We start from the raw sequence: 24281 nt of genomic DNA on the forward strand, positions 1-24281 counted from the left end.
GGTCAGCTTTTCAGGTACCATTTTGGAAGCGGCTGTTGGTGTTGGTTTTTGGTGTAAGGCCCTGAAACGTTAACACTTTCAGCCGCTTTCTTTTATACCCTGTGAGAAATCCGGGCTAGAAGGCTTGTCCTGGCCCGATTCATTCGGCTGCTGGTTGTTCTGATCTTCAGCCACGGTCAACCTCCACGACGATCATTCGGGGCTGATCGCGCTCACTTACCGTGTCCCCTTCCAAGGAAACAGCAACGACGCCATCGCGGTAGAAGTCACGAGGCTCGACTTCAAGGGAGGTATCAGAAGACAGCCGGTAAATATTCACGACATGGCCGGAACCACGGTACTGGGTTTCCGCTGTGAGCTTGAGCGTGCCGCCATTAGGCATTTCAAGTCGGGCACTAGGCGGGGCGCCAGCCGGCTCAAACCCGCTAGGGCGAGCCCCCTGGAAAGCGGACAGGATAGTGTCAGCAATCCAACGATCCTTGGGCCGGCTTTCCCTTTCGGGCTCTGCGGATAGGTCAGGGGCGTTTCGATACCGGAACACCTGGGCATCGATGCCGCTTTCCGGCGCTAGCTTCACCGTGAAGGCCTCGCCGCTTCGCAGCTGGATGAAGATAGAGAACGGGTCGGCTTCGTCTGCAGGACGGATGAGGAGACCACGTTTGCCATCAGTCGGCACAGGGTTGTCACGCAACTCGGCCTCGGGGGGGATAACAATCGTAGAGTACGGCTCTGGGAATACCAGCCGGTTATAAGCATCGGTGGATACAACCACCTTCTGGACATCATCGCTGGCGCTGACAAAGGTGGCGACGGCAAGCGCCGCCACCATGACCAGCCCCTGCATCTTAGGCTTTTTCATTCGTCCTCCAAAGAGAAACCAGCGACATACGGAACGCCACCGCTGAAGGAATAGCGGACACGGTAAGCAATCGGTTCGTCTTCGATCTGTTCGGTGCCATGCCAAGCCCGCAAGCGCCCATAAACTCGCACTGTGCCGTCTAGGACTTGGGTCCCTTCAATGAACAAGGCCTGGGTACGCTCAGATTTCTCCAGGTCTGGAATCCGTGCTTGTAGATCATTGCCGACCTTGGCATAGAGGGCCGGCGTCATCCGGTTCTGGAACCGAGCGTATTGGCTTCTCACGTTCCTTGGGGTCCAAGAGCTGTGCAGCTGGGCATCCGCCATGGCTATCTCAGTGAGGTAGCTCGCATCGGTATAACCAGCGCTGGCGCCCACCTCGACCGGCCCATCCACGACGTGCAGGTTGTAGGGAACCAGCCGGGTTGGCATATTGGCGCTGAGCTGGACATAGCTCTGCAAGACATAGATCAGCAACCCAGTCAGGAGCAGGGTGCAGAACATCCAGCCCCTGGCAGCGACCCACTGATTTCGCAATGCATTGAGGTATTTCATCAGCGAATGTACTCCAATCGCATTGGCCTAGGTGCGTATTTGCCAAGCAGCGGGTCTAACTTGAGCCCCATCCGCCACAAGACATGCTGCACTTGTCCCCGCTTCTGGCCGGCACGCATCTTCTTAGCCATCATCATGAGAAAGATCCCCGCAAATAGGCCTGGGATAAAAAACCGCATGATGATGCCCACGCCGATCACCATGATGGCGACAACCACCTCGGTCATCTCCCAGGCGAAGATGGGGATAGGGGCATCAACATCCTGCGGTATCCGATAGGACTCGTTAGACATGACCCGCGACTCCTAACTCAGGTGCCTGAGAACCAGCTGAAGATTTCCTTGATCATGAAGGGGCCGACCGCAAAGGCACCGGCGATCCCTAGACCCAGGAACGCAGGGGCAGCAGATTGACGTCCAAGGCCCACCAGGCAACCGATGATCAGCGCCAGAATGGAAATGCCGATACCGAAGGGCCCATGCGCCAGCTCTTCAACCTTGTCAGCGAAGTCTTCAAAGTCTTCCTGTGCCCATGCTGGCATCGCCAGGAAAGCGGTAGTAGCAACCAACAGTGAGCGCTCTGCTGCTCGCTTCTTGTTCATGCGGAGGCATTCGACTAGATGAGCGAGCTTGCCCTGCTTGGTTGTGGCCTGGGTATCTACGGAAGTAGTCATTGGTACTGATCTCCTAATGTCGCGAGGACTTCGTTTGCGTATTGCTGGCCTGCCGGACTATTCGGCGACCCAGCGTTGTAAGCGGCCAATGCCGCCTCCCACTCGCCGTAGCGCGTGATGTTGTCGTAGAGAATCCACGTCCCTACAGCGAAATTCGTACACTCATTTTCCAACAACTCACGCTCGGTAATTCCCCATTGCTGGAGGTAATTCCGGTTGGTTTCCTGGTCGAGCCACCATGTATTGACTTGCATAGCGCCTAGGTCGTAAGTGCCATTCTTGTTCGGACCTATGCGACCCACTAATTGCCCTCGGCTGCCGCTCTCTTGAAGACGCACTGCCGCGACAATCTCGATGGGTACTTGGTAGTAATCAGCGATTTCAGGGACACAATCAGGTAGGGCAATCATTGACCACCTCCTAGCGCTGTTCTTCAGCCACTGCCGCGGATTCCCCAGCGCCAGCTTCGTCGTTGGTTTCTTCTGGGGTGTTCTGCGCTTCAGGCTTGGCCACATCAAACGGCGTCATCATCCGCTCAGCGACCATGGCAGTGGGGCTGACACGATCCATCACCAGCCCGACCTCCAGACTTTCCTCGAAGCCGCCTTCTGCTCCTGGTTTGGGGATCTTTCGCAATAGGCCGGTAACTCGTCCCTCAACATGAAGGGCGGTGCCGGCCTCGTACTCGACAAGTCGATCGACAACGCGCCCAAAAGCAGCCATGGACACCACGCCGGTATGCTGAAAGGAGCGCCCCAGGTCCGGTCGGTCAGGGCCGATCTGCAGGTACGCTGTGGAGGGTGGTCCCTCCTTCTCGGGAGTTTTCACCCCCCTCAGCAAGCCAATCGCAATGAAACGATTGAAAAGATGTTTTTCGATGTTGCCCTCGATCATCGGGGCAGCCGGCTGGATGTTGTTGGCCACCAACTCGGCACTCAGGTGCTGCTCACCCGTGTGGTGTGCACGGCGCACAATGCCGCCAACATGGCCGAAAATTTCAATGTAAGAATCAACATCCAGCTTGGCTGCGCGATCAGATAGATGATTCGGAATTCGGACAATGATCTGATTTACAGATTGGATTAGGGCTTCTGTGCTTCGCTTGTTCTTACCAACCTTGAGCACCATCAGGCCAGAACGACCGCGCTCCTTTGGCGTCTCTTTTCGTAGAATCTGGGCGTGGGCGATAAAGACGTTCATTGGTCTGCCTCCAGGTAAAAAATCTCGGCGCGACGGTTTGCCGCCCGCGCTTCATCAGTCGTGCCGTCAACCAACTTGGGATAGATGCCATGCCCTTCCGTCAGGAACCGGGCCTTTGGCCAAGCCAAATGGAGCTGTCCCGCGATCGCATCAGCGCGGCGCTGTGAGAGTGAAATGTTGTAGGACTCAGGGCCGATATGGTCGGTGTACCCAACAATGAGCACACGGCCAGCCAGGTCTTCTCCTTCCAGGAAGGAAGCCATTTCACGCTGAGAGGTAGGCGTCAGCGTTGTTGAGTCGAACTCGAAATGGAAGCGCGCCAGAGGCACAGACTCCATGGCGTCCTTGTAGTCATCCGGCATTGAGGCATGGCGCTGCTGCCAATAGGCCTCGTCGTAAACGGTGCCGCCGTAAGCGTAGCGATCAAGCCCCTGGCCAGCCCCGTAGTACCAGTTGGTGGTACGGGTCGCGTTGACCCCTTGAAGCGTATAGGCAGGGATCACCACATGCCGACTGGTCATCGTGTTATACGAATCAGGTAGCGTTGACGTGCGTGCGTGCTCCAGAGCCGGAGGATGTGCTGCACAGCCAGCAAGAACAGCTGTCAGCGAGACAGCAAGCACAGGGTTTCGCAGTGTCATCAAAGGTTCTCCAGGTACTTGATTACCGCCTCGGCCCTCTCGGCAACGTCTCCCGACAGGCTCAATAGCTTCACTTCAGAACGAGACACAGCGACAAAGGCAGGGTACTCACGAAGACCTGCCCGACCAGCAAGCCTCGCTGCTCGCTCAATCGCCTCGACAGAGCTGGGATCGCTGATATGGTCGTCCGCAAACTCGTTCCACCGAACTTGGGGAACATGCAATTGGAGGTGCGCCAGCACATCGTCATAGTCCTTGAGGGGAACCCCGGTTTCGCCAGCCGTGAGAAAGGCTTTCCGAACGTCATTGGCAACCCCTGGAATAGAGCGAGATGCGTAAAAGGCGCGTTCACGCCATGCGCGTTCAAGGCCGGTATGGGAAGGCAGGGGAGCGTAGCGGTACTCCAGGCCCGCCGCTTCGACGGCTGCCTGAATAGAAGAGTGGTGTTTGTCCATGGCCTGGCAGTGCGGGCAATCGAAGCTGGCAAACTCAACCAGCGCCAGAGGCTGATCATTTCCGGCATGAGCGCCAGCAGCGAGCCCCAAGGTGGCCACGGTGACACCGAGAATTCTACGGATGGGGTGTAGCAGGCGGGTAGGGGAAATCATTGGTCGCTCTCCCCCGACTGATCACTAGATTCGTTACCTTGGTGGCTTTCGATCCAGGCGTCTTCGTGCAGCAAGCGCCACACGGTAAAGCGACAAGCATAGTCAGCTGATTCAAACGCCTCATGCACCGATTCCTGTTGCTTAGGAAAGGTTAGCTGCGTCAGTGAAGTTGCCACATTGCCAAACCAAAGAACGGGCTGACAGGTTCGCTCAATTCGAGCTTCTGAATCGGTCGCCAGGACAATCCATGCGACCCAAACTAATATGGCCACGCCAATAAGCGTGCTGCCTCGCATCGCCATCATCTCAATTCCGCCTCCCAGCGGTGCTCTCTCATAGGTGCCCTTAATGGGCCTCGCAGGTAGATAGGGCAGCCACTGACACTTAACCGGGGGAAGTAGAGATTTTTTTGCGCGAGTCGCTTTGCTGTCGCATGCCAAGGCTTAGAGGGAGATGAAAACGACTATCGAGGGAGGCTTAGAACAGGGAGAGCTGGGTTTCTTTAGATCGAGGAGAGGGGGAGGCGCCGCTTTGCTCATTGTCGGCTTTTAAATACTCTCCAGAGGCATCATCAACACCAGCGAGCCACGCCATATCCTCAGGCGACCAAGGACGATAAGGAGAGGGCTGATAGTTGCCCAGCGTTTTGTGTATTTCATGAGACAGGAGGTAAGCCTCGTAGCACCCTTGATCCATTACCTTTCCGTTAGGATGTGTTTTCGGAATGCTAACCCAAATGCTAAAGCTGGCGCGATCGCATCGACCGCGCTAGCTTACTTCTTACTGGGCGGGCTTATCAGCCACCAGGATAGTCACGTTTACGCCAGTCCCAGCGAACTCACCCTGATAGCTAGCAGTCCATTCCACCTCCCAGCCCGGCAGTAGATCCTTGTCGAGCATGCTGCCGGGGAGGATAGCCACAAGGCGCCCGCCAGGAGCTAGACAACTCGCTGCGGCTTCAAGATGATGCAGGGCTCGACCTTTGCTGTACGGAGGGTTCATGACTATTTTGGTGTAGCTTCTGGCCGTATTTGCCCACTCCAGAAAGTCGGCTTGATGGCAGCGAAACCCCTTCGCCGCTAGCACCTTGCAATGCAGCGGTGCCAGCTCGACACAGGTAGTCCGATCTTTGGGAAGCATATCAGCAATATGGCCCTGGCCAGCACTTGGCTCCAGCACCGTATCCTGGTCGTTGATCTCGGCCAATTCTACGACCTCATACGCCAAGCGCTCCGGGGTAGGGTAATACTGGTGGCTCTTATGGTCAGGGATGCAACCACTGGCAACAATCTCATCCAAAATCGGCTTGGTGTGGTAGTCGAACTCGAACCACGACACTGCGCCGTTATCACTGAATACCTTAACCCCACCGATGGCCTTGAGCACCTGCTCAGCCTCAGCCAACGCTACCTTATCCTTCACTCCATAATCGAACTCAATCGCCCAAGGGTTTTCTGTCTTCGGCGACCGTGTTTCGAGATGTCGAAGGTGGCTAGGGCAGCGGGTAGGGACGCTGCGCATGGAACCGAGTAAATTGATGACCGCAAATTGAAGTGGGCGATCCATTAGCACAAAGTCTTTAGGCTTGCGCTTAGGCGGGGTGCGGAACTGGGAAGGAATTGCTGTCGGGTGCAAATGCGCCAGCACTTGGTTTAGGCGAAAAGCGATTTCGGGGTGTACCTCAAGATGCGCCGTGCCTTTTTTAAAGACCTTCAGGTACAGAGCGCCACCATCAACCATAAACCGCTTGCCTGGGGTGCGCCGTGCAATATCAATCAATCGGCTAGAGGCCTGCCAGTTTGGTTCATCCCGGCCCATAAATTTAGCAATGACTGAGCGAAGGTCATTGATATGGCCTGCCTGGTCATGATTCACCGTCTCATAGGAAGTGACGACATAATTGAGGATCATCCGTTTGTAGAAACCTTCAGGCCGATTGGTAACATGCTCACGGCTTAGGGCACGGAATATACCGTCGACACGCTCAGCTAGGAAGGTGCCGCGCATCATTAGCAGCTCGGTCAGGGTTGCCCTTACGGTTTCCTCAGTGAAGTCAGGGGTTTTCATCTCGTTAATCTGCTCCCACCACTCGCTACGGCGAGTCTGAGGCATGAAGTCGAGAACATCGGTCATCTTCAAGGCCCGGTCCCAATATTCAGCGTTCAGCGCTGCGATCGCGCCTTCTTCAATAAAAATATTCTCTGTGGACAGTGATGAGTAACGTGTGTTGTCGTGCTTGCGATTGCCCTGGATGAAGTAGTTGACGACACCTTTACGATCACCATCAAACAGTGCCGCCACTTCTTCCACACGCCTACGCATTGCGTTGTAGCGCCCCACCAGCCCATCGACCATATCTGTCGAGGCCGGGGCGAAGAACTCCCCCATATCTCCAAGATATTCTGTGCTGTCATAGCTATCAATGGCTTCGTGAATCATGGTCCCGTTCCCTATTTAGTGATCTATTACAAGCGAGTTTCCGAGGTGCCTGGCTTCCTGCGTAGGTGACGCCGACCGGCTGCCTTCGTTATGATGTAAACACTTTAATGCAGAATTACTGTTTACGGCAAGTAAAAATGTGTTCAATGCACACTTTTTAGGGGATACCATGTCCACAGATGACATCAGCACTCAACAGCTATACGCGGCACTGGCAAGGCTTAGAATGAAGGGTCGTGCATGTGATGCAGCTTCAGATGTGATTATGAAGGTGTGCGATACATACGCTAAAGCAGCCAATATGCATGGCGTGTCCAGAGCTGCTGTTTCTCAGGCAGCAAAGCGAATACAGGCGGAAGTAGATCGGGTGTTCGTGGCAGTCGAGGTGAGATTGCCCAAGGACAAGCTGCTGGCGCTGGATGAATGGCTAGCGAGCCAAGGAGGGTCAAGACTAACCAGCAGCGACGCTGAGAAAGGAGAACCGTAGTAGGTTAAGGCGGGGAATATTGACAGGGGAAGCGGGCTGGCAAGCCAACCCGCTGCATCACATCCTGGATGAAGGTGCTATATAGGCCCAGCAAGTCACAAAGAGGGGCGGCGCTCGCCTGCTTCGGGCGGTGCATACTGGCTAAGGGTAGCCTCCAACTGCTCGGGTATCTCAAGGCAAGAACGAAGCTCGCATTGAGCATGGATCAGTAGCGCCAACTTGGGTGTCCACTCAGGAAGCCCGAGATGGCCGACATACTCCTCAGCGACAGGGCCAGCCAGAAACTCAGCCGCAGAGAACTGGTGCTTGAGGTTGTTGCTCTTTAGGTCATCAATTGCTTTCAAAAATACTTGCGTGAGTAACTGGCGGTGGGGCAGCAGCTCCTGCGACTGATGGCAATCGGTCGACACAATGCTCTGGCCTGGGATAAGCACATCAGCAAGTGCGGAAATTTGTGAGTCCATGATCTAACTACTCCTGCCCAGTGCCAGCCGCAAGGCTTTGAAAGTGACTGTTGATTGAAGCCATGACCTTCAACGGGTTGGCCACGCGATCAAATCGAGCTTCGCTTGTGCCAGTGCCTGCCGCAGACATTTTCACCGTCCCATATCCTAGCAATCGACCCAAGATCGTCTGGTTCACTTCGGTCGAACGAATGTGATGAATAAATAGGGGTGTAACACGCCTGGCAATAATGCCGTGCCGCTCTATCACGCGATCGGGGCCTATGACGTACTCGTGAGCAAGGCGCTGATAGGCGATGTTCAGCAGTCCCCAGGCGGCCAACCCCATCCCTGCCCAGGAAAGGATGTTCGTCAGAGTCTCTGGAGCGTTTGCCCCAGCGAGGGTAAAGGGGGCATGAGGAGCAAAGTGCAATGCTGCCCCCAAGGGTACGAGCAACCAGTGTCCCAGCAGGGCGCGGTGACTGACTCGGAAGGTGGTCTTGCTTATCATGGGTTTCATCTCCCGGCTGCTGCCACCTCCGCTTCTTTCAGTCGGTGGCTCAATTGTGATTCTGCCGTTTCAACGTGGAAAAGCTCGATGCTGTCATCCGGCCAGCGGATCAGGACGAACCCATCTCGAAGCAGGTGGGTTAGAGGGGTAGGGCCAGAGATGACAGGTAACGAAGGGCCTTCGAGTGTGTGGAGTTCCCACCGACTGGCTGAGCGGTCATGAAAAAGAGCTGCGTTGTCAGCGCCACCTGGCCAATCCAGGTCACAGTCGCGTTCAAGACGCCTAACAAGCTGTCTCGCCTGGCGGGAATTACGCGGCCCGCTCATAGGCAACCTCCAGCCCACACACTTTCTTTACAGCACACTCAATTTCTTGGCGCACCCGGTCCATCGTCAGTAACCGCGCCCCCTCCTCATCAATGATCAGCGTCAGTGTTTCGTTGGTTTCGCGCAGGGCCGCCCTATCTACGACAAGTCGTGAGAGTAGGGAAAGCTCGTCGTGCGCGTTCGCAATAAGAGCACCTGAATCCATAATACCAACCTTAATTATACTAGACGACATTTTTTAAATATGAATATGTGACAATTTTTACGGATTCCCCGCCATTACTAATTGCCATTATTACTGATTTACGGCGCTGCGTTTGCGATGATTCGGGATTGTGTAGAGAATACTTTGTCTGGAAATGCTTCGCAGAGTTTTAAATATAAAACGTCGTATGGTATAAATTATATATCTATAAGTAGCTTTGCCTGAAACCATCAAAACAACGGATTAAAAGGGGATCAAAATGACTATCAAGCGTACTCTCATGGGTCTGGCTGCCACATCAATGCTGCTGTTGGCTGCTGGTTGTGCTGCCCCGCAAGGGTCTGGCATGTTGCAGAACTCAGCCGTCAGCGCGATCACTGATGTGCTAGGAAGTCGCAACAACAATAGCGTCAGCGCAGCAGGAGCAGACTCGGCCAGTCACATGCAGGGCGTTCAGGGTTTGGTTAATGGCGGAAAAGCAGGTATGAGCGATGCCGCCTACGGTGCTGTTGGCGCTGGCGCGCTAGGTCTGGCTGACAAGGGGATGCGAAGCGCTTTCACCGCATTGCAGGGCGAATCCGAAGTCGGGTTCGAGGACGTTGCCAACATGAAACAGAACATCGTCAAGAGCGATACTTATGTCGATGGTGAAGGCCGTACTTGCATTGATTACCACATCACTGTCACTGGTGGCCCCGAGGACAATGATCAGAATGTCACGACTTGCCAGAATGCCGGTGGCGACTGGGAACGAATCTGATTCGATCAGCGGCCACTCTATTAGTGGCCGCTCAGCTTTTGGAGGGCAAAATGGCTGACGATAATCTCAACACCTCGCGGTTCGATAAGTCTGCTTTGGACATGACGAGACTGGAAGCCTTCACGATGACTGCCATGCACGCCATTCTGCTTGGTGAGGGAGGGGGTAAGCTCAGTCCCGAAGAAGTCGCCGAGAACGCGGCAGCCTGTGCCGAAGCGGCCCTTTCCGCTGCCTCTGAAACGCTCGATGACCAGGACACTGAGCCGAGTTAAACCCATGCCAGACTGCAAGTACGCGATCGGGCAGCAACCTTTATGGTGGGCTGCCCGATTTCGTTTGATGACTACCGCTTTGTTTCGCATGCGAAACAATCTTGGGGCATCTAAAAGATGTTATGTGACCGTCCTTCCCCTACCCTAAGTAACGCCGGTAGTTCTTTGTGTAGTGGTGACTAAAATCGACCATTTCATCATGAAATGGTCCAATGTATAGAACTATACTTGAGGCTTGTTCCCAAGCCCTGAGAGAGGCATTTCATGGCTCACCTGCTGTCATCCACTAAGACCAAACAGGCTAAAGGGGTGACCACCCTGCCCACAGGCCATCTTCCCCAAGTGTGGGTGGACACGGTGGGAACTGCTTGAAGCCGATGTCACACTTTTGCCTGCACGTAACAACTCTAAGTCATGCTCAAAGGGCTCTCTCAGCGGTGCATAGGGAGCGTGAACAGAGATGCCCTGGCTTCGCATGACGTCGGAAGTGAATGTAGGGTGAAGTGAATCACGCTCACAGTTGCTTTACGTGTTCGAGCTACAACCATAGGCAACGCCGAAACTCTCCCCCCTGTAGATAACCGACCGTCTGGCTGACTCTCGTACCAGGGATGTCTCGTATTGTCGCCTCCATCTGGGCCACGGATACCGATTTGCTACTCACCACGATAAGCATCATGGAAGCCTGTTATGGACACGATGGATAGCGTTTCCATCCGCATTCCAATGGGTGTTTCCAGTCCCCCAGACTGCTTGGAAAGAGATCTACGCTGACAACGTGCCAGCGAAAACCATAGTTCAGTCAACCAACCTCAAAAGGAAATAAGCATGGCCATTACCCAAAATGAAGCGCGTCCCGAGCTGCGTAAGGCCACCCAGTTTGGCCAACTCGCGTTGGAAATGCATCAGAAGGCGACTGACCACCTACAGAGCGTGAAGAACCGCTTAACGCCCGCTGAAAAGGCCGTATTGAAAACACTGGCCCACCAATTAAAAGGGGAGGTTTCCACTTGAACATTTTTGCCGAACTCCAAACATCGCTGCAGGAAGCCGTTGAGATTAAACAAGGCAAGGCAGGGGCTAGCCGCATCACGCGCCATGAAGTGGCCCGATGTAAAAGCCATCCGCGCAAAGCTTCATGTCTCTCAAGAAATTTACCAGCGTTATGGAAACCAGCGTGGATACGACCAAAAGCTGGAAAACCAAGCGTCACAACCCTACTGGGTTGACGACTAAGGTGCTCTAGCCACAATTCAAGACAACCCCGACTTTATCAATGAGCCAGCTTCACACTTACGCCTGCTGTCCTGGCAATGGCTACAAATCTGTTAACTACCTAAAATAAGACTTTATGTCTGCTCCGCTACAGCTCATTGACTAGTTAACTACGCCTTTCCTTTCCATCTAGTAATCATTTGCAAATGAGGCATTGAAAAGGCTCACAGCATCGTTAGCCGCAAAAATAGCCTCTCGAACTTTGACCTTAGTTAGATCCAGCACCCTCAGTTTACCTTTCGCTTCTGCCACTGATTCGATACGACGGTATTTGCTGGCGTGTTTCTCCGCATACACTGCCAAGCCTTGCAGCTTGGGCAAAGCATCAGCCAGATGGAGCCCATGAGGGTCAACAATGTCGGCGACTACTTGACCATCTTTTTCGGCAAAGAAGATGAAATCCGGGCGCAGGATTTTGTACTGGTCATTTTCCTGATACGCGATACCCAGCGAGGACTGCCCCGGCTGCTGAGGGTTGCGGTACCAGAAGGAGAAACCATCGCGCTTGGATTCACGCTCAAGGACTTCCTGCTCCCACGCATTCAACGCTGAGGGGTAGTTTCTATCCTCATCGCACAGCAGATGCTGATGCCAAGTGGGTAGGTCACTCTCTTTTTCTCCCTGCCGCACCTTGGTCGGTTCGAATTTGGCTTCTGGTTTTACCAACTCCACATCCTGGGGTTTGGTGCTCATCTCAATGACTTGGCGATAAGATTCCTTCCGATCATCAGAGAGTGTTTTGATCGTGTTCCAATGCTGAGTGAGCCAGTCCTTCGCAATCCCATCTGAAACTCTGTCGAAATAGTCCTGAACTTCCGTCACCAGGCCCAAGCCTGCAATGGAGACACGGGCTTCAACGATGGCTTCCAAAAACTCCTCTGGATCGTCATCCACACTAGCTACTTGGCGGGCAAGGTGTTCAACGTAGGTACGCGAAATATCTGGGGTAAACACCCGCGCCGCACGTCGGTAGGCGTCATCAATAACCGCCATATCAGCATCTTCCCAGAACTCGTCGAAAGTCTTTTTCTTGCCCTTCATGTCAGCGACAACTGTCTTGCCGTCTACGGTCATTACAGAGTCACGTTTGGCTTTGATTTTGTCCTGATGTTGGACCTGAAACTCGTCAAGCGCTTGGTGCAGCAGACCATGTGCTTTCCTGCCAGCCCCCTCGAGAATGCCGTCATCTGCCAATTCTTGAGCCAGGGCAGTAAGCCGCTTGGCTGGTTTAGCGACACGCTGGGGGCGGGTCTGCGAAGGCAGGGCTTCAAACGTTGCCCATACTGCGTCAGAAGCCGAAGGGTTTGGGTGCATCTCAATCGGATTCACCAAGATGCGACCTGGCGTAGCAGATGATGTGTCATCACCACTCATCAAGGCTTCTACAACGCTTTCAACTGTCTTGCGATTGAACCTCGGCAACAAACAGTCGACAGCATTCAGACGCTCATTCCCTGGAATGCGGCGTGCAAGTGGCGAGCGGACCATGCGTCCCAACAACTGCGTGATATGGGTCCGGTCGTTTGCCGCCCTGAAAGACACCATGACTTCGGCTCGGGGGCAATCCCAGCCGGTGCTGATGGCATCCTTGGCAATCAGGACACGTACCCAGGTCGAGTCTTGTACGCGCTGTGGTTCGATGTAAGGTACGTCACGGTTGCCGAATCGCTGAGTCGTATGCTCACCAAACACATGGGCAACACTGCTGCTGGGTAATTCTGGATAACGCGCAAAAATGGCATCGAGAGCACGGCCTATTTCGTTCGGGTCGGGCGTGTTGGGAACCTGCAATACCATCAGCGGTACTACCATGCCGGAATCTTGCTGTTGTTTGGCGTATTCTGACCAAAGCGTCGTCGACTCCCGCAGCTTATCCGTGGCACGGCGCACCAAAAGCGTATCGAAGTCGCCTACTTCGTCAGGAATATCCAGCAGTATAGTGTCTTTGATTAGGCCGGATTCTTGTACTTTAGCCGAGTCAACAGCCACATCAGGCAGTTTCGTGCGCTTAATGGCGGTTTCGATGGCTTTGTTGAAACGCTCTACCGTGGCTGAGATGCCCCAGACCACTGGAATGCCCGGCACGGCACCGAATCCATTGATCAGGCGCTGAACAATGGTGGCTTTCTCCTTGTTGCCATTACCCATCCCCCGATGTGCTTCATCCAGCACTAGGTACAGCGTAAGCTCAGGGTCTTCAATGGTGTTCTGGATAGTGTCCCAGATCGTGTAGGCGCGCAGGTCAGGGCGAGTTTCCGGGAACAATCCGCCCGCCTTTTCTTCCAGCTCGCCCTGGTCGTGCCCGCGGACCAGCAAACTGTTCTTACTCAGCTTCTGTGTATTCAGGAAGTAAATTTTTCCGGCCTCGAATTTTGGCCGATTGAAGGTGTTTTCCACCACCACCATATCGCTATGGTTAATGCGGTCACTGGATTCTTTCAGACGAAAACGGGTCTGTTCATTGAGCGAAGGGTCATCACTAAACCAGATAACTACTGCACCAGGGTCAGCATCAAAATTGAATTCATCATCACCGTGAAACAAGGCTTCGAAAGCAGCAGCAGCCATTACGGTTTTACCGGCACCTGTTACAGCGGTTAGTGAAAAAGCAGCTTTATCGCCATGGCTGTGCCAGTAGGTGCGCGCCTTATTCAAGTTTTCCAGAGAATCACGTACCGCGTCCGCCTGGTAGTCCTTGAGCGTAAACTTCATTGATTATTCCCCATTAGCAAAGCTGAAATTGGTCAGATAGGACTCGTACAAGCGCACCGGCTCTACACTCTCTGGCAGGCGCCGAGCAATTGCCTGAAAGCGGCGATCATCATCCGTCACGATGTACGCAATTCGTAACCCCTGAACCTCGCGCACTGAATGTATGAAATCTGTGGCCTTGTCTACTTCAGTCAGCAAGCCATGGGTATCTGAGACAGCCCAGCCATTCTCGGGAAGCTTGTCTATACGCTTACCACGCGCTCCTGCGCGCAGCCATAGCAATGGAGCGATGCGGCTATAGGCTAGGTTATAGTTAACGGCATCCTTAGCTTCATAGGTCAGCGTGAAAAACTCGGCGTTTTCCTCAAGCCCTACAGACATAGGGAATTCATCGGTGAACTTGTAGTCGCCCTTGATCGGTTCTCCTTCAGGAGTTTTGCCTGTAATTGCAGCCCTAATACGGGGTTTGGTGATGTAGTCGCAGATGCCTTGCGTCTCCCACTCAGGGTCACCAGGTCTCAATCCTTTTTTTCTTAGTTCTTTCTGCTCTTCCTCGGCCACTTCATTGTTTGTTATTGATATGCACTGGCGAGAGCCACCGTCTTGCTTGTTAAGCCTCATCACGGCATGTGCTGTAGTGCCAGACCCGGAGAAAAAATCTAGAACAACGGCTTCAGGATTATCAATAACAAAGAATCGAAGGGCATCTTCAACAGCGTAAAGAGATTTTGGATACGGAAAGTCACGACCAGGCAAGAAGGAACTATCAAGCAGCCGAGTTCCATATTGTGTTGCATCATGCGAAGTTATTCGCCATTGAGTAGAGGGTATAGCTCGCACGCTATCCGAGTCGCCTTGACCCTCTACAATGACAGAACCATCGACTCCGTACCCTACACGTCTACTTCACCATCTAGAATCTTTTTGTACTCGCCCGGTTTAAGAATAGAGACTGTAAATCCTTTATCAAGCGAACCAGAAATTCTCACACGGCCTTCTTTAAGCCTGGATGCCAAGGTTGCGGGTGTCCATTGCCACCGGCCCTCGGAGTCATCCTTACGAATAGGCAAAACAGCCACAGCCCCATCAATACCTTCGGGTTCTGAAACGTTAGGGGGCAGAGCTTCGCCGATCTTTGCAACTCTTGGACCAGTAGGATCTATGTAAATCGGATAAAAGCATCCAGGCGAGTCTTTTCGGCTAGAACCCTTTTTTCCAGATCTTCTTAGCAAATCCCACCTTACAACGACGTTGTGGGTGCGCCCCTTAGCAGAAACCCATTCTCTATTAAGTTCAATTCTCTTTGGGGAAGAGGTGCCAAATTTCACGAAGTATATGTATTCGTCACTTCTTCCGAATGCGCCAGCACGAGCAACTGCCGCAGGATTGATTTGGGAGCTCGTCATCTGGATCCTAGCTTCAGGAAATGTCTGTTCAAGAAGAAGCCCCAGCCGAAGGTATTCCTTCTCATCGATAGTCACAATTAAGACTGATTCTTCTGGCTTTAGAAGCTCCTTTGCCACCAAAAGACGACGCTCCATCATTGCTAGCCATTTGCTGTGGCGATACAAATCCTCTTTTTCAACGTAGTTGTTGTTATATTTCCAATCCTTTGCGCCAGAGTTATAAGGGGGATCGATATAAATCACATCAACCATGCCTCTGTGTGAAAATGTCAATGCCTTCAGGGCATGATAGTTTTCACCATTAATTACTGTGTGAAACGGCTTGCCGTTAGCGCGCTCCTCTTTCCCAGTACTGACCAACCCCGGGAAGATCGTATCTCGGAACTCAGCCACGACCACCAGATCATCTAGGGAGGCTGTCTGCTTATCCGAGCTACCTCCCCCGATACTCTCTAGGCCTGCAATTTTCTTCTTCTTTTGAATCGCTTTAACCTGCCATAAACGTTGATCACCTTTCTCGACTGATCCACGTGGCGCAAGAATGCGCACTTTGTCACCTTTTCGTATAGGCCGAAGGGGCAGTTCAACCGCTTCAGGACTATGTCGCTCGAAATTCAGGCCAAAGGGCAAGCGGGATGAAAGAACTTTGAATTCCTTGTCTAGGTCGGCCCCTAGCTTGGGGTCTTTTGCTTTTAGATCAGCAATCAAATCGGTCAATCGTGACACTAATGGCTCCGGATTTTCTAATTTTCAGCATCAACTTGCCCCAAGAAAGAGCAGGATTGCAAAAATTCTATAAAAGTAACATCTAAAGCAATTAAATATTTAAAATTCAATTAGTTAATAAAAATAATGGACAGCTTCGATTGCCGCGCTCCAGCAATTCGCAGCGAACACCCCACCATGCGGATACTCGCAATTGACTTTATGTAACCATGCGAGTCAATATTTTCGAAAAGCATAACGCAAACAGTTAGATATAAGTAAAACGAAAACCATTTTCATTAACAATTTTATGCTTAACCAAAACGTGGTCGCTATGATGGCATATCGGTATATGAAGTAATAATGCAGAGTGCGAACAAAAAAATAAAATCACGCCGAGGGTGGTGGCCCCGGCATCTATGTCGTTAGGTAGCGTGTTGAATTTTTATGTATGGATTCCGTCTAGCAGCAATCACTTGGCTGATGCACCGCTCCATCTCTTCATGAAACTCTCCGACCCGTTCAGCAATGGTTCGGATCATGGTGTCGTCTCGATAAGCGCGCTTGATAAACAGCGGCATCCCCGGCCAATAACTAACAAAATCGATCCATTCCCTCTCACTGACCCATAGTTCACCCTGGCATTCGGGTATGTGCTCATCGGGTATTTCTCCATTCAACAGCACTTTGATTTAGAACTTGCGCAGCTTAGTTTTGATTTCTAGCAGACCGTTAGCGTCTACCAGACTGCCTGGTGAGTAGCCCACACCGTGATTAAGGATCAGGCCCACTTCCTGGGGCTGAGGTTCGCCGGTGGTATCGCAGTAAAGCGCACGTGCCACCCCCTCCAGCTCATGGCACAGTTTGGCACCGGCAACACCAATAGTCTTGCCGTCTAACAACCCACAAATACCGCGCCACACAAGACACCAATCGTAACGCCTTCCGGTCCTATCATTACACCGACCAGCGCCCACTAGCTGGATTTTCGGCACCACTCACGAGGTAATAACGAGCATAATGGAGCTTCTAGGCGTTCTGTCGGCCATATTTGGGGGGCAGTGCTTCCCTTTAACATGGGGAGACTTTTAAGCATCGCAGAGGACTTTGATACCGAGGAAGGTATTCTCACGCCTGGTGAAGCCGCCATGATGTCCGAAGGGGTTCCTCAAGACTACCTTGAGAGCCATCTCAAGGTAGCCAAAGCGTTTCGTGACGGTAAATAAACTGAACTGCGAGGGCGACTCATCAACATCGTAGAAAGCTGGCTATTGTTCATCACTAGCGGAGGCGATCGCCGGCACGCGGATGCGCTGGCGCTCCTGAATCATGACCTCGGGAGCAAGTATCGTCTCAGCAGGCTTTACGAGTGGCGGGCCGGCACCTATCCGGTTCCTCCTCATATCCAGGCCTACATGATGCGTGCCACTATCGCCAGCGCAATCGAGGAGGAGGGAGGCACGCTGCCAGAAGACGCAGAGGAATTCGCTGAACGCCTCGTGAGCCGACTTCTCCCCCCGCCAAGGAAGAAAGGCCGCGAATAAGCAGCCTCGGGGAGGGGCCTTAGTTTACCAGGCTTCACCCCATCTTAATTTCAGGTATTTCATTCCAGGAGGTAAGAAAACGCGGCGTCTGCCGTGTATCCCTCTGCCTCCATCGTTCGTTCCTCCTCATCCCCCCAAGTGTGACCGCTCCCCGGCCAAACTCACGGTTGAGTGCATCCATAACCCCCATTAGCTTTGCCGACTTTTGACGCCTCTCTTCAGTCTCCTGGGTGTGCAGCATATCGATCTGCAACCCATCACGGTCGGCCAGGTCAATCATCATGACGCCGGCTTTGGCGTACTGATAACCTCGGCGATAGATCATCTCCAGGGCATGTTGAGCGGCCCCGACTATTACCCGGCTATCATCTGTTGGCATCGGCAGTGGTAGGGTAAGGCTGGGTAGTCCTGTGGAAGATCGCTGCGGAACCTTGGTGTCGAGAGAAAGACCATGATGGCCTGAGCGACCGACTGCTGGCGCCGCACCTTCTCCGCGCCAGCCTGGGCATGCGATCGCACCGCCTCGCGCAGGTCCTCCATGTTGTCGGTTGCCTGCCCGAAAGTCCGGCTGGTCATGATATTGGTCGATGTCATCAAGGCGGATCACATCAACCCCTCGTAGCTCCCAAACGGTACGCTCGAGCACAACTTAAAAGCGCTTGCGGATCTCCTTGGGCTCCGCGTTGCGCAGATTCAACGCAGTGCGGATTCGCATTCGCTCCAGCTTCTCTCCCGTTCGTTTGGCCACACCCCACAAGTCGGTTATGTGCATGAGTTCCAGATGGCGAGGGTAGCTGGATGATCAGCCTCAAGGACACAAACCCCCTTTGAAGGCGGGCTGCTTTTTGGCAATGCCCGTGGCCACTTTTGCGAGAGTGCGAGACGGCGCCACCCCGATCGGCACAGGTATCCCCAAGCTAGGCAGAAGGTGGGGGGCTCAAACCGTCCCTGTCCAAGGGCGGGGAAAGGCGCTACAAGCGCTTATCCGGGATGAACGAGACTTCCCTGGCACTGTCGGCCAATGCCTGGAAATCGGGGTGGTTGGGGTTGATCAGGTAGTTCGTTTCTCGAGGCACCACGACACTTGGGACCACCAGCGCGAGGCTCGGTTGGCTCTCAAGCCAGTTGTCGCCGATCTCCGCGGTCGAGGCGGGCGCCGGCTCCTCCATCCAGTCTTCCGGCAGACTATCGGCAGGCAGACGCATCAGGGCATTTTCCGGGATAGCCACCTCCAGCAGCGCATAGTGTGTCAACAACCGGTAGTCATCGAGATGAACCATCACCTCAAGCATGGCCAGTGATTCAGCACTGGCGAGGTACACACAGGCCTTCCCCTTGCTATTCCACCGACCGCCGTACAAGCGGGCTCCCTCCCCATCGAAGGCCGTCTGGAGCCACTTCCGCTTGACGAGGCGGTAACCACGAACCGTACTCACGCGAAGACGCCGTGCTCAAGCCGTCCGATCAGATCCAGCACAGCTTCAGCGCCAGCAGTCGTCGCCACCATCTCCACCGGTCGCCGACCACCGAGACCGCGCACTGAATTGAGGAGCCATCGTCTCGCCCGCTGTTGATCTCCTTCAAAGAGATCAACAGCGCTCTTGTAGACCTCGGCAAAGCGATACAGCCGATCGCCTTCGTCTTGCTTGAAGCGCCCAGCCGTGGCTCTCCGCTGCAATGTCGCCGGCTTGATAACGACATAACGCGCCAGCTCCTTGCTTTCCAGGCCAGACGCAGTAGCAAGCTCCGTGTAGACCTTGTACGGGACGCCTTTTTCCAAAGCCTCATGCAGTTGTGCCCCACGCGCTGGAAGACCCAGGGCCTTCCAAAAGTCGTCTTTCTTGGGCTTAGGCTTCGGCCGATACTCTTCGATGGCAGCTTCCATGGCCTCTCCTCCACTCATTTGATATAACAACAGTGTATCAGAAGATCGCAAGACTGTCACTGCGGTTGCAACTCCAGGCAGATCTAGGCGCGGGCACCTATAGCCCCTCTGCGCTACAGCTTGCCCGAGGGCTGCCCTCCGCGAGTATCGCAACATTGCTTATCGCGTAAGCACGGCCCCAACAGAGAGTGGTAAAGTAGACCGAAAGAACAGGAGAGGTTGCATGTCCACGTCCACCGATCATAACCAAGCGTTTGAAAATAGCGTACTTCAAGCGGCTAAAGATCTATTGGAGCCAAAGCTCGCGACCCTGCCTTGGCATCAGTTCGAACTTGAGTACCATTCGCCTACAGGCAGAGCGAGATTGCAGGTCCGTTGTCAGCAAGAAGCCGATTCTCCTGTCAGAACCTTGGTCCTCTCTGTCACCTTCTTGCACGACTCCGAGGAGCTTCAGCTTAGTAACATAATAATGCCGCTCGCCCTACGTTGGGAGCGGCTTGGCAAGCGCACTATTAAGGCCATCTTCGAGGTTGCCCATTCAGCCGGCTACGATCTCTTCCTCATAGATACGGTCCCGTCCTTCCATGATCGACTTCTGAAGCGGAACGCTCAAGCTGTGACCGATGACATTGTGATGATCACACAGAAAACTGACCTCGTGAGTGACATTGGCAGTCCAAAGCCCAATTCTAGCGAAGTGCGCGGCTATTCAATCTTCGGCGTTCTCGATGAACTAGATGCGGACGCCTAGCCTAAGATCGATTGATGGCGAGCCAAACCTGACAACTTAGCAGCTCACCACTATCGAGCAGGGCGGTTAGCTTCCGGCTGTAATTCACGCCGCCTAGTCCCTTTACCAGGAGAGAGCTATCGAGCACGCTCCCTCAGCACGGCCTCTCTTGACGCAATTATATGAGAAACAGCGCAAAAATCCCTTACGGCATCCGCAATAACAGGTTGGTGCATATCAGCCAGCTCACCAGGGCCGAACGCGGCGGCCGTAGCGGCTGTGTCTGTCCTGAGTGCAGAACGCCGCTTGAGGCGAGAATGGGGGATATTGTCCGTCACTATTTCGCACATACCAGAGGCACCCGACCATGCGCTGGGGGCACTGAAACCGGAATACACCTAGCCGCAAAGCAGTTGATCGCAGACCGAAAGGAAATTCCCATTCCTCTGCTTCAGGCGGTACTTGAGGGGAAGGATAGCCTTGGCTACAAGCACACAGAATCCAAGGTCATTTTCCCCGGCCGCGATCGGCAGGCGGTGGATGATACGAAGCTTGAGTTCAGCCTAGGGGACATCCGCCCTGACCTTATCGTGAACTTGGGCCAGATAGAAATCTTAGTAGAGGTGGCCGTAACCCATTTCATCGACGCGGAAAAGCAGCAGCGGCTTGAGTCCCGTGGCCAGCGCTGCATCGAAATCGACCTGGGGGACATACCACGGAACCTAACACCGGCCGATCTCGAAGAGCATGTATTTAACTATCAACGGGCCTACTGGATCGTAAACCCAAGATCGAAGCGGAGCAGGCAAAGCTACGTCCAGGACTCCAGCAGCAGATCGAGAAGGCCAACAAACGAATAGCACAGGCGAGGATCGCCAGGGAGCAAGAGGAGCAGCGCCAGCGCGATCAACATGCCCGGATGGAAGCCTACTTTCAGGCACAGGAAAAGAAACATGCTGAGCGAAAGCGCCAATGGGAGGAGGAGCAACGCCTGGCGCGAGAAAAAGCGATCAAACAGGCTGAAATCAGGCGACGCGAAGCCGAGGCTGCACGTCAACACGAGGCTGAGGTTGAGCTGCAGCGGAGGCAGAAAACCTGGGAGCTAGAACGTCAGCAACTTGATCTTCATGAGATGCGCCATCTCGCCATGGAACTTTCCGCGTCCTGTCAGCGTATTGGTGTCCGGTCTGGCAAGGTGGCTGCATCAACACGGTTCTGCTTACCGATGGCCCGGCAGAACCTCGAACGAGATATTCACAGAATGGACCTGGAAGCCATTCCTACCGCGGTCGAGACACGCACGGAATATGACTGGATGTTCGGGGTGCCGTCTCGTGAGTGGAAACTCGTGGCCTTGCTAGGAGTCGTCTATACCCGTGAGAGCATACAAAGCCGATACTGGATCTCAATCCAAGCCATCGAGCGCTATCTTGGGGAGGTCGGATACCAGCCAGTTGTCGCTCTTCAGCGTGCCGAGCAGTTGCTGAATACTGCTCGTTACTACCATGTCCTCGTAGAAGATCCTGCGTTAATGGCGTTGGAGCTACTTCCAAGGCCGCTGGATGCGATTGCAGAATTCGTTGGCGAATTGGACAACTTCAATATGATTAACCTGCTAGCTGCCAAGCTGGAGGAACTTGCGTTCATACCCAAACCAGCTGGCGCTAATGCCATCAGCACGAGCAAAGGGGCCGCTCAAGCAGAGAGTAACTGTGATTCGGCGATGGCCTAGGCGTCCGAGAAGACTTTGAGTAGGAGGTCGTCAGAATTAACCTTGCCCTCCTACGCATTCTGGACCAGACAATATTCCTCGAACACTTGTCTAGCATGCAGGTCGACGTGGGCTAATGCATCATCGATATTGATATTTGCATGCAAGGCATCTCAGTGAAGAAGCTCTGACATCTCAGTCTGTAGTATCAGCAGTAATACATTACGCCAGTTTATTTATTTTACAATGAGAGGATTCATAACCAACTCAATAATCAGTGGGTGAGCTTTCGATACGGCCATACTGGATGATCCACAGTAAACATCCTTACAGCCCAATGCGGCTCACCAAGGGAGGCAGTATATGTGCAGTCGATATGAGGCACCTGACGCAAATCAACTGATGAAAGCCTTTGGCGTTGCGCCAGAACATGAGATGCAACGCGAACTCTGGCCAGGGTACAACGGCCCATTTCTGCGTGCCCCACAGGCCAGCGATCCCGATGACGAGGCCGCTCCCTCTGTTGAGGCACTGACCGGAATGTTTGGTCTACTGCCGTTTTGGGCAAAGGACACTAAGCTGGCGCGGAGAACCTACAATGCGCGATCGGAAACGGTCGAAAGCAAGCCGTCATTCCGCTCTGCGTGGCGTCAAGCGCAGCACTGCATCATCCCCGCGGCGGCTATCTACGAGCCCGATTGGCGTTCAGGTAAGGCGGTCCCGACTCGAATTACTCGGGCAGATGGAGGCCTCATGAGTATTGCTGGTCTTTGGGAACGCTGGACCAACCCAGACGGTGAGACAGTGCATAGTTACTCGATGCCCACGGTAAACGCCGACGATCATCCCCTAATGCGAAACTACCATCGTCAGGGCAGCGAAAAGAGGATGGTAGTGGTCTTGCCGAACGGGGCGCTAAAGGACTGGCTGACAGCACCAGCCTCAGAGAGCAAGGCATTCATGCGCCAGTACCCAGCAGATCGACTGCATGCTGAGCAGAGATAGCTGGCGCTGGCGCGCAGGCTTTCTCAATTAGTGAAGAGAAGTGGAGGTATGTCCGAACACCAGGGAGAATGCCGTTGCGGCCGCATCTTGCTCGCTGACATTACCGAGCCGATATGGCCCAGCATTGCACAACTCGCAATACCAGCCATTCAGTCGAAAACCTGCTTCCCCTGATACAGGCGTAACGCAGCGATGGAACATCTTATCTGCGTGACAGTCGGGGCAAGGCGGTACACCAAGTTCAGGGTGATTTATGGCCATACTCACTCCTCGCTTCCCAGCCAAGGGACAATTGAGGTAATGATGTAAATGGAATGCTCTGGCACGCCCTCGGAGGTATCGACTCGTTCAACTTCCTGCAACTCTGCTAAGGGTCGGTCAAGAAAATCGATAACTGTTTCAGTCGAGTCGCTGAAACCCCACTCAGCCTGATAGCGCCGACACTCCTTGGTCACGTCTGTGAGCAGGAGAGGGTAGAGGGTCAATGTCTCACTGAGATCGCTGCGCTCCTTTGAATAGCCATATAACTCATCCGCTTGCAGTCGGCCATCTCGATCTACTAATGCCACTAGCCGCATCACGCATTTGCGATCGGACTTATACTCAAGGTCAATCTGTACCGCTGACATGGATGTGTCCTATAAGGAGCTTGGCTATCGGCTTAGGTCATGATCAGCTGCGCGCCCAGTCATAGACCCGCTGATTGATTTCAATCAACGCACCATCCTGCGCTATCCAGTCCATACCTACTTTGCGGCATTCGGCTTTAAGCTCAGCTACCGTGATTCCATAAAACTCAGCTGCTGCTTCAGCGCGAAGCGCCGGACCACCGCCCCCATCGCGAAGATTTAGGAACATCAATACATTCAGCGGCACGCCTTCAAACTGGTTTATCGGTGCATTAATATCTTTATCGTTCATGGGTATTTTCCTAAGTTGCCGGTCGCGTTTAATTGGCGAGAGTTATTTCTGTCTAGCAGCGTGGCTTTCGTCAAGGCTGCGCTTAACGTCAGCGGCCATGGTGTCGAAGAGGCCTGGCTCAGCATCTACTTTGAAATCAGATTTGTTGCGATTTGCCAGCCGAGCAGCATGGCTTTCGTCAAGACTGCGCTGTACATCAGCGGCCATGCCATCGAAGAGGCCTGGTTCAGCATGCACATTAGGGTCTGAATTGTAGCCGTTTGCTTGCCTAGCAGCGTTGTTTTCGACAAGTCGGCGCTGCACGTCTTCGGCCATGCCGTCAAAAAGACCTGGCTGTGGCTCAGCTGTCCCAAGGTCATCTGCGATCGTGGTAGATGACATTGTTCCTGCAAGTACCAACACTGTCATT

At 53.6% G+C, this 24281-nt stretch carries 34 protein-coding genes; 9 read left to right on the forward strand and 25 right to left on the reverse strand.

All coding sequences use genetic code 11. From position 1 onward, the window contains the following. Positions 1–166: 166 nt before the first annotated feature. The 11 genes from HZS80_RS15485 to HZS80_RS15535 all read right to left on the reverse strand — a co-directional run bounded on the left by HZS80_RS15485 (position 167) and on the right by HZS80_RS15535 (position 6974). Positions 167–859, reverse strand: a complete 693-nt coding sequence (locus HZS80_RS15485; RefSeq protein ID WP_035557832.1) for a TraK domain-containing protein — start codon at positions 857–859, stop codon at positions 167–169. Beyond that, complete coding sequence (locus tag HZS80_RS15490) at positions 856–1413, reverse strand: TraE/TraK family type IV conjugative transfer system protein (protein WP_035557829.1); 558 nt, start codon at positions 1411–1413, stop codon at positions 856–858. The genes HZS80_RS15485 and HZS80_RS15490 overlap by 4 nt, the downstream gene beginning before the upstream one ends. Continuing rightward, positions 1413–1706: a type IV conjugative transfer system protein TraL gene (traL, locus tag HZS80_RS15495; RefSeq protein WP_008958346.1), complete on the reverse strand. Its 294-nt coding sequence runs from the start codon at positions 1704–1706 to the stop codon at positions 1413–1415. The genes HZS80_RS15490 and traL overlap by 1 nt, the downstream gene beginning before the upstream one ends. A 17-nt stretch (positions 1707–1723) precedes the next feature. Next, positions 1724–2086, reverse strand: coding sequence for a TrbC/VirB2 family protein (locus HZS80_RS15500; RefSeq protein WP_035557825.1), 363 nt, complete (start codon positions 2084–2086; stop codon positions 1724–1726). Beyond that, positions 2083–2496, reverse strand: a complete 414-nt coding sequence (locus tag HZS80_RS15505) for a lytic transglycosylase domain-containing protein (protein WP_045812323.1) — start codon at positions 2494–2496, stop codon at positions 2083–2085. Before HZS80_RS15505 ends, HZS80_RS15500 begins: the two co-directional genes overlap by 4 nt. 10 nt (positions 2497–2506) lie before the next feature. Further along, complete coding sequence (locus tag HZS80_RS15510; RefSeq protein WP_035557823.1) at positions 2507–3286, reverse strand: hypothetical protein; 780 nt, start codon at positions 3284–3286, stop codon at positions 2507–2509. After that, positions 3283–3927, reverse strand: a complete 645-nt coding sequence (locus HZS80_RS15515; protein WP_052703858.1) for an OmpA family protein — start codon at positions 3925–3927, stop codon at positions 3283–3285. The genes HZS80_RS15510 and HZS80_RS15515 overlap by 4 nt, the downstream gene beginning before the upstream one ends. Then, on the reverse strand, positions 3927–4535 hold the full coding sequence (locus HZS80_RS15520; RefSeq protein WP_035557821.1) for a thioredoxin domain-containing protein: 609 nt from the start codon (positions 4533–4535) through the stop codon (positions 3927–3929). Before HZS80_RS15520 ends, HZS80_RS15515 begins: the two co-directional genes overlap by 1 nt. Next, entirely contained in the window at positions 4532–4840 is a 309-nt protein-coding gene (locus HZS80_RS15525) for a hypothetical protein (protein WP_035557818.1), read from the reverse strand. The genes HZS80_RS15520 and HZS80_RS15525 overlap by 4 nt, the downstream gene beginning before the upstream one ends. A gap of 172 nt (positions 4841–5012) precedes the next feature. Next, positions 5013–5231: a hypothetical protein gene (locus tag HZS80_RS15530; RefSeq protein ID WP_035557817.1), complete on the reverse strand. Its 219-nt coding sequence runs from the start codon at positions 5229–5231 to the stop codon at positions 5013–5015. 84 nt (positions 5232–5315) lie between these two features. Beyond that, the gene (locus tag HZS80_RS15535) at positions 5316–6974 is read right to left on the reverse strand and encodes a DUF4942 domain-containing protein (RefSeq protein ID WP_035557814.1); all 1659 of its coding nucleotides are present in this window, start codon (positions 6972–6974) and stop codon (positions 5316–5318) included. Positions 6975–7143: 169 nt separating this feature from the next. Between HZS80_RS15535 and HZS80_RS15540 the strand changes: the two genes are divergently transcribed. After that, a complete protein-coding gene (locus HZS80_RS15540) occupies positions 7144–7461 on the forward strand; it encodes a hypothetical protein (RefSeq protein WP_035557812.1) in 318 nt (105 codons plus the stop codon). Positions 7462–7556: 95 nt separating this feature from the next. On the opposite strand, the gene HZS80_RS15545 is transcribed toward HZS80_RS15540, so the two are convergent. From HZS80_RS15545 to HZS80_RS15555, 3 genes are all read right to left on the reverse strand, one after another. Then, complete coding sequence (locus tag HZS80_RS15545) at positions 7557–7925, reverse strand: hypothetical protein (protein ID WP_035557809.1); 369 nt, start codon at positions 7923–7925, stop codon at positions 7557–7559. A 7-nt stretch (positions 7926–7932) separates the two neighbouring features. After that, entirely contained in the window at positions 7933–8415 is a 483-nt protein-coding gene (locus HZS80_RS15550; RefSeq protein WP_052703859.1) for a PH domain-containing protein, read from the reverse strand. A gap of 309 nt (positions 8416–8724) precedes the next feature. Beyond that, positions 8725–8946, reverse strand: a complete 222-nt coding sequence (locus HZS80_RS15555) for a hypothetical protein (protein WP_035557803.1) — start codon at positions 8944–8946, stop codon at positions 8725–8727. A gap of 259 nt (positions 8947–9205) precedes the next feature. Here HZS80_RS15555 and HZS80_RS15560 point away from each other — a divergent pair, with 259 nt between their 5' ends. The 3 genes from HZS80_RS15560 (at position 9206) to HZS80_RS15570 (ending at position 10992) form a co-directional block, all read left to right on the forward strand. Then, positions 9206–9706 carry a hypothetical protein gene (locus HZS80_RS15560; RefSeq protein ID WP_179916620.1) on the forward strand — a complete coding sequence of 167 codons (501 nt, stop codon included), beginning with the start codon at positions 9206–9208 and terminating at the stop codon, positions 9704–9706. A gap of 50 nt (positions 9707–9756) precedes the next feature. Beyond that, complete coding sequence (locus tag HZS80_RS15565) at positions 9757–9978, forward strand: hypothetical protein (protein ID WP_035557802.1); 222 nt, start codon at positions 9757–9759, stop codon at positions 9976–9978. 828 nt (positions 9979–10806) lie between these two features. Beyond that, entirely contained in the window at positions 10807–10992 is a 186-nt protein-coding gene (locus HZS80_RS15570) for a hypothetical protein (protein WP_035557799.1), read from the forward strand. Positions 10993–11382: 390 nt separating this feature from the next. Here HZS80_RS15570 and HZS80_RS15575 read toward each other — a convergent pair whose 3' ends face one another. The 4 genes from HZS80_RS15575 to HZS80_RS15585 form a co-directional block, all read right to left on the reverse strand. Continuing rightward, a complete protein-coding gene (locus HZS80_RS15575; RefSeq protein WP_035557795.1) occupies positions 11383–13965 on the reverse strand; it encodes a DEAD/DEAH box helicase in 2583 nt (860 codons plus the stop codon). 3 nt (positions 13966–13968) lie between these two features. Further along, positions 13969–14805, reverse strand: coding sequence for a DNA methyltransferase (locus HZS80_RS23275; protein ID WP_340162620.1), 837 nt, complete (start codon positions 14803–14805; stop codon positions 13969–13971). Positions 14806–14858: 53 nt separating this feature from the next. Continuing rightward, entirely contained in the window at positions 14859–16097 is a 1239-nt protein-coding gene (locus tag HZS80_RS23280) for a DNA methyltransferase (protein WP_218927739.1), read from the reverse strand. A gap of 671 nt (positions 16098–16768) precedes the next feature. After that, on the reverse strand, positions 16769–16999 hold the full coding sequence (locus HZS80_RS15585; RefSeq protein ID WP_052703863.1) for a hypothetical protein: 231 nt from the start codon (positions 16997–16999) through the stop codon (positions 16769–16771). A 153-nt stretch (positions 17000–17152) separates the two neighbouring features. On the opposite strand from HZS80_RS15585, the gene HZS80_RS15590 reads away from it, so the two are divergent. Beyond that, complete coding sequence (locus tag HZS80_RS15590; protein ID WP_158414229.1) at positions 17153–17302, forward strand: hypothetical protein; 150 nt, start codon at positions 17153–17155, stop codon at positions 17300–17302. 352 nt (positions 17303–17654) lie between these two features. Here HZS80_RS15590 and HZS80_RS23995 read toward each other — a convergent pair whose 3' ends face one another. The 4 genes from HZS80_RS23995 to parS form a co-directional block, all read right to left on the reverse strand. Next, positions 17655–18227: a DUF4113 domain-containing protein gene (locus tag HZS80_RS23995; protein WP_179916621.1), complete on the reverse strand. Its 573-nt coding sequence runs from the start codon at positions 18225–18227 to the stop codon at positions 17655–17657. A 42-nt stretch (positions 18228–18269) separates the two neighbouring features. Continuing rightward, the gene (locus tag HZS80_RS23865) at positions 18270–18392 is read right to left on the reverse strand and encodes a hypothetical protein (RefSeq protein ID WP_268762342.1); all 123 of its coding nucleotides are present in this window, start codon (positions 18390–18392) and stop codon (positions 18270–18272) included. A gap of 199 nt (positions 18393–18591) precedes the next feature. After that, positions 18592–19056 carry an RES family NAD+ phosphorylase gene (locus HZS80_RS15600; RefSeq protein WP_035557789.1) on the reverse strand — a complete coding sequence of 155 codons (465 nt, stop codon included), beginning with the start codon at positions 19054–19056 and terminating at the stop codon, positions 18592–18594. Next, positions 19053–19505: a type II RES/Xre toxin-antitoxin system antitoxin gene (gene parS / locus HZS80_RS15605; protein ID WP_035557787.1), complete on the reverse strand. Its 453-nt coding sequence runs from the start codon at positions 19503–19505 to the stop codon at positions 19053–19055. The genes HZS80_RS15600 and parS overlap by 4 nt, the downstream gene beginning before the upstream one ends. Positions 19506–19728: 223 nt before the next feature. On the opposite strand from parS, the gene HZS80_RS15610 reads away from it, so the two are divergent. The 4 genes from HZS80_RS15610 (at position 19729) to HZS80_RS15625 (ending at position 22951) form a co-directional block, all read left to right on the forward strand. Beyond that, positions 19729–20256, forward strand: a complete 528-nt coding sequence (locus HZS80_RS15610) for a hypothetical protein (RefSeq protein WP_035557785.1) — start codon at positions 19729–19731, stop codon at positions 20254–20256. Positions 20257–20417: 161 nt separating this feature from the next. After that, complete coding sequence (locus HZS80_RS15615; protein WP_144408656.1) at positions 20418–21095, forward strand: competence protein CoiA family protein; 678 nt, start codon at positions 20418–20420, stop codon at positions 21093–21095. Positions 21096–21154: 59 nt separating this feature from the next. Continuing rightward, the gene (locus tag HZS80_RS15620) at positions 21155–21967 is read left to right on the forward strand and encodes a hypothetical protein (RefSeq protein ID WP_035557783.1); all 813 of its coding nucleotides are present in this window, start codon (positions 21155–21157) and stop codon (positions 21965–21967) included. Positions 21968–22309: 342 nt separating this feature from the next. Further along, positions 22310–22951 carry an SOS response-associated peptidase gene (locus tag HZS80_RS15625; RefSeq protein WP_035557781.1) on the forward strand — a complete coding sequence of 214 codons (642 nt, stop codon included), beginning with the start codon at positions 22310–22312 and terminating at the stop codon, positions 22949–22951. A 263-nt stretch (positions 22952–23214) separates the two neighbouring features. Here HZS80_RS15625 and HZS80_RS15630 read toward each other — a convergent pair whose 3' ends face one another. The 3 genes from HZS80_RS15630 to HZS80_RS15640 are packed head-to-tail and all read right to left on the reverse strand — an operon-like array spanning position 23215 to position 24253. Next, positions 23215–23580: a hypothetical protein gene (locus HZS80_RS15630; protein ID WP_035557779.1), complete on the reverse strand. Its 366-nt coding sequence runs from the start codon at positions 23578–23580 to the stop codon at positions 23215–23217. A 43-nt stretch (positions 23581–23623) separates the two neighbouring features. Further along, a complete protein-coding gene (locus HZS80_RS15635) occupies positions 23624–23872 on the reverse strand; it encodes a hypothetical protein (RefSeq protein WP_035557778.1) in 249 nt (82 codons plus the stop codon). A gap of 42 nt (positions 23873–23914) precedes the next feature. Continuing rightward, entirely contained in the window at positions 23915–24253 is a 339-nt protein-coding gene (locus tag HZS80_RS15640; protein WP_035557775.1) for a hypothetical protein, read from the reverse strand. Positions 24254–24281: the final 28 nt, after the last annotated feature.

The sequence above is a fragment of the Vreelandella glaciei genome (assembly GCF_013415125.1).
In the GTDB taxonomy this organism is placed as follows: Bacteria; Pseudomonadota; Gammaproteobacteria; order Pseudomonadales; family Halomonadaceae; genus Vreelandella; species Vreelandella glaciei.

Coding starts and splice junctions, on each gene's coding strand:
- HZS80_RS15485 (WP_035557832.1), bottom strand. CDS start 859: ATGAAAAAGCCTAAGATGCAGGGGCTGGTCATGGTGGCGGCGCTTGCC.
- HZS80_RS15490 (WP_035557829.1), bottom strand. CDS start 1,413: ATGAAATACCTCAATGCATTGCGAAATCAGTGGGTCGCTGCCAGGGGC.
- traL (WP_008958346.1), bottom strand. CDS start 1,706: ATGTCTAACGAGTCCTATCGGATACCGCAGGATGTTGATGCCCCTATC.
- HZS80_RS15500 (WP_035557825.1), bottom strand. CDS start 2,086: ATGACTACTTCCGTAGATACCCAGGCCACAACCAAGCAGGGCAAGCTC.
- HZS80_RS15505 (WP_045812323.1), bottom strand. CDS start 2,496: ATGATTGCCCTACCTGATTGTGTCCCTGAAATCGCTGATTACTACCAA.
- HZS80_RS15510 (WP_035557823.1), bottom strand. CDS start 3,286: ATGAACGTCTTTATCGCCCACGCCCAGATTCTACGAAAAGAGACGCCA.
- HZS80_RS15515 (WP_052703858.1), bottom strand. CDS start 3,927: ATGACACTGCGAAACCCTGTGCTTGCTGTCTCGCTGACAGCTGTTCTT.
- HZS80_RS15520 (WP_035557821.1), bottom strand. CDS start 4,535: ATGATTTCCCCTACCCGCCTGCTACACCCCATCCGTAGAATTCTCGGT.
- HZS80_RS15525 (WP_035557818.1), bottom strand. CDS start 4,840: ATGATGGCGATGCGAGGCAGCACGCTTATTGGCGTGGCCATATTAGTT.
- HZS80_RS15530 (WP_035557817.1), bottom strand. CDS start 5,231: ATGGATCAAGGGTGCTACGAGGCTTACCTCCTGTCTCATGAAATACAC.
- HZS80_RS15535 (WP_035557814.1), bottom strand. CDS start 6,974: ATGATTCACGAAGCCATTGATAGCTATGACAGCACAGAATATCTTGGA.
- HZS80_RS15540 (WP_035557812.1), top strand. CDS start 7,144: ATGTCCACAGATGACATCAGCACTCAACAGCTATACGCGGCACTGGCA.
- HZS80_RS15545 (WP_035557809.1), bottom strand. CDS start 7,925: ATGGACTCACAAATTTCCGCACTTGCTGATGTGCTTATCCCAGGCCAG.
- HZS80_RS15550 (WP_052703859.1), bottom strand. CDS start 8,415: ATGATAAGCAAGACCACCTTCCGAGTCAGTCACCGCGCCCTGCTGGGA.
- HZS80_RS15555 (WP_035557803.1), bottom strand. CDS start 8,946: ATGGATTCAGGTGCTCTTATTGCGAACGCGCACGACGAGCTTTCCCTA.
- HZS80_RS15560 (WP_179916620.1), top strand. CDS start 9,206: ATGACTATCAAGCGTACTCTCATGGGTCTGGCTGCCACATCAATGCTG.
- HZS80_RS15565 (WP_035557802.1), top strand. CDS start 9,757: ATGGCTGACGATAATCTCAACACCTCGCGGTTCGATAAGTCTGCTTTG.
- HZS80_RS15570 (WP_035557799.1), top strand. CDS start 10,807: ATGGCCATTACCCAAAATGAAGCGCGTCCCGAGCTGCGTAAGGCCACC.
- HZS80_RS15575 (WP_035557795.1), bottom strand. CDS start 13,965: ATGAAGTTTACGCTCAAGGACTACCAGGCGGACGCGGTACGTGATTCT.
- HZS80_RS15590 (WP_158414229.1), top strand. CDS start 17,153: ATGGGGAGACTTTTAAGCATCGCAGAGGACTTTGATACCGAGGAAGGT.
- HZS80_RS23865 (WP_268762342.1), bottom strand. CDS start 18,392: ATGCACATAACCGACTTGTGGGGTGTGGCCAAACGAACGGGAGAGAAG.
- parS (WP_035557787.1), bottom strand. CDS start 19,505: ATGGAAGCTGCCATCGAAGAGTATCGGCCGAAGCCTAAGCCCAAGAAA.
- HZS80_RS15610 (WP_035557785.1), top strand. CDS start 19,729: ATGTCCACGTCCACCGATCATAACCAAGCGTTTGAAAATAGCGTACTT.
- HZS80_RS15615 (WP_144408656.1), top strand. CDS start 20,418: ATGAGAAACAGCGCAAAAATCCCTTACGGCATCCGCAATAACAGGTTG.
- HZS80_RS15620 (WP_035557783.1), top strand. CDS start 21,155: ATGGAAGCCTACTTTCAGGCACAGGAAAAGAAACATGCTGAGCGAAAG.
- HZS80_RS15625 (WP_035557781.1), top strand. CDS start 22,310: ATGTGCAGTCGATATGAGGCACCTGACGCAAATCAACTGATGAAAGCC.
- HZS80_RS15630 (WP_035557779.1), bottom strand. CDS start 23,580: ATGTCAGCGGTACAGATTGACCTTGAGTATAAGTCCGATCGCAAATGC.
- HZS80_RS15635 (WP_035557778.1), bottom strand. CDS start 23,872: ATGAACGATAAAGATATTAATGCACCGATAAACCAGTTTGAAGGCGTG.
- HZS80_RS15640 (WP_035557775.1), bottom strand. CDS start 24,253: ATGTCATCTACCACGATCGCAGATGACCTTGGGACAGCTGAGCCACAG.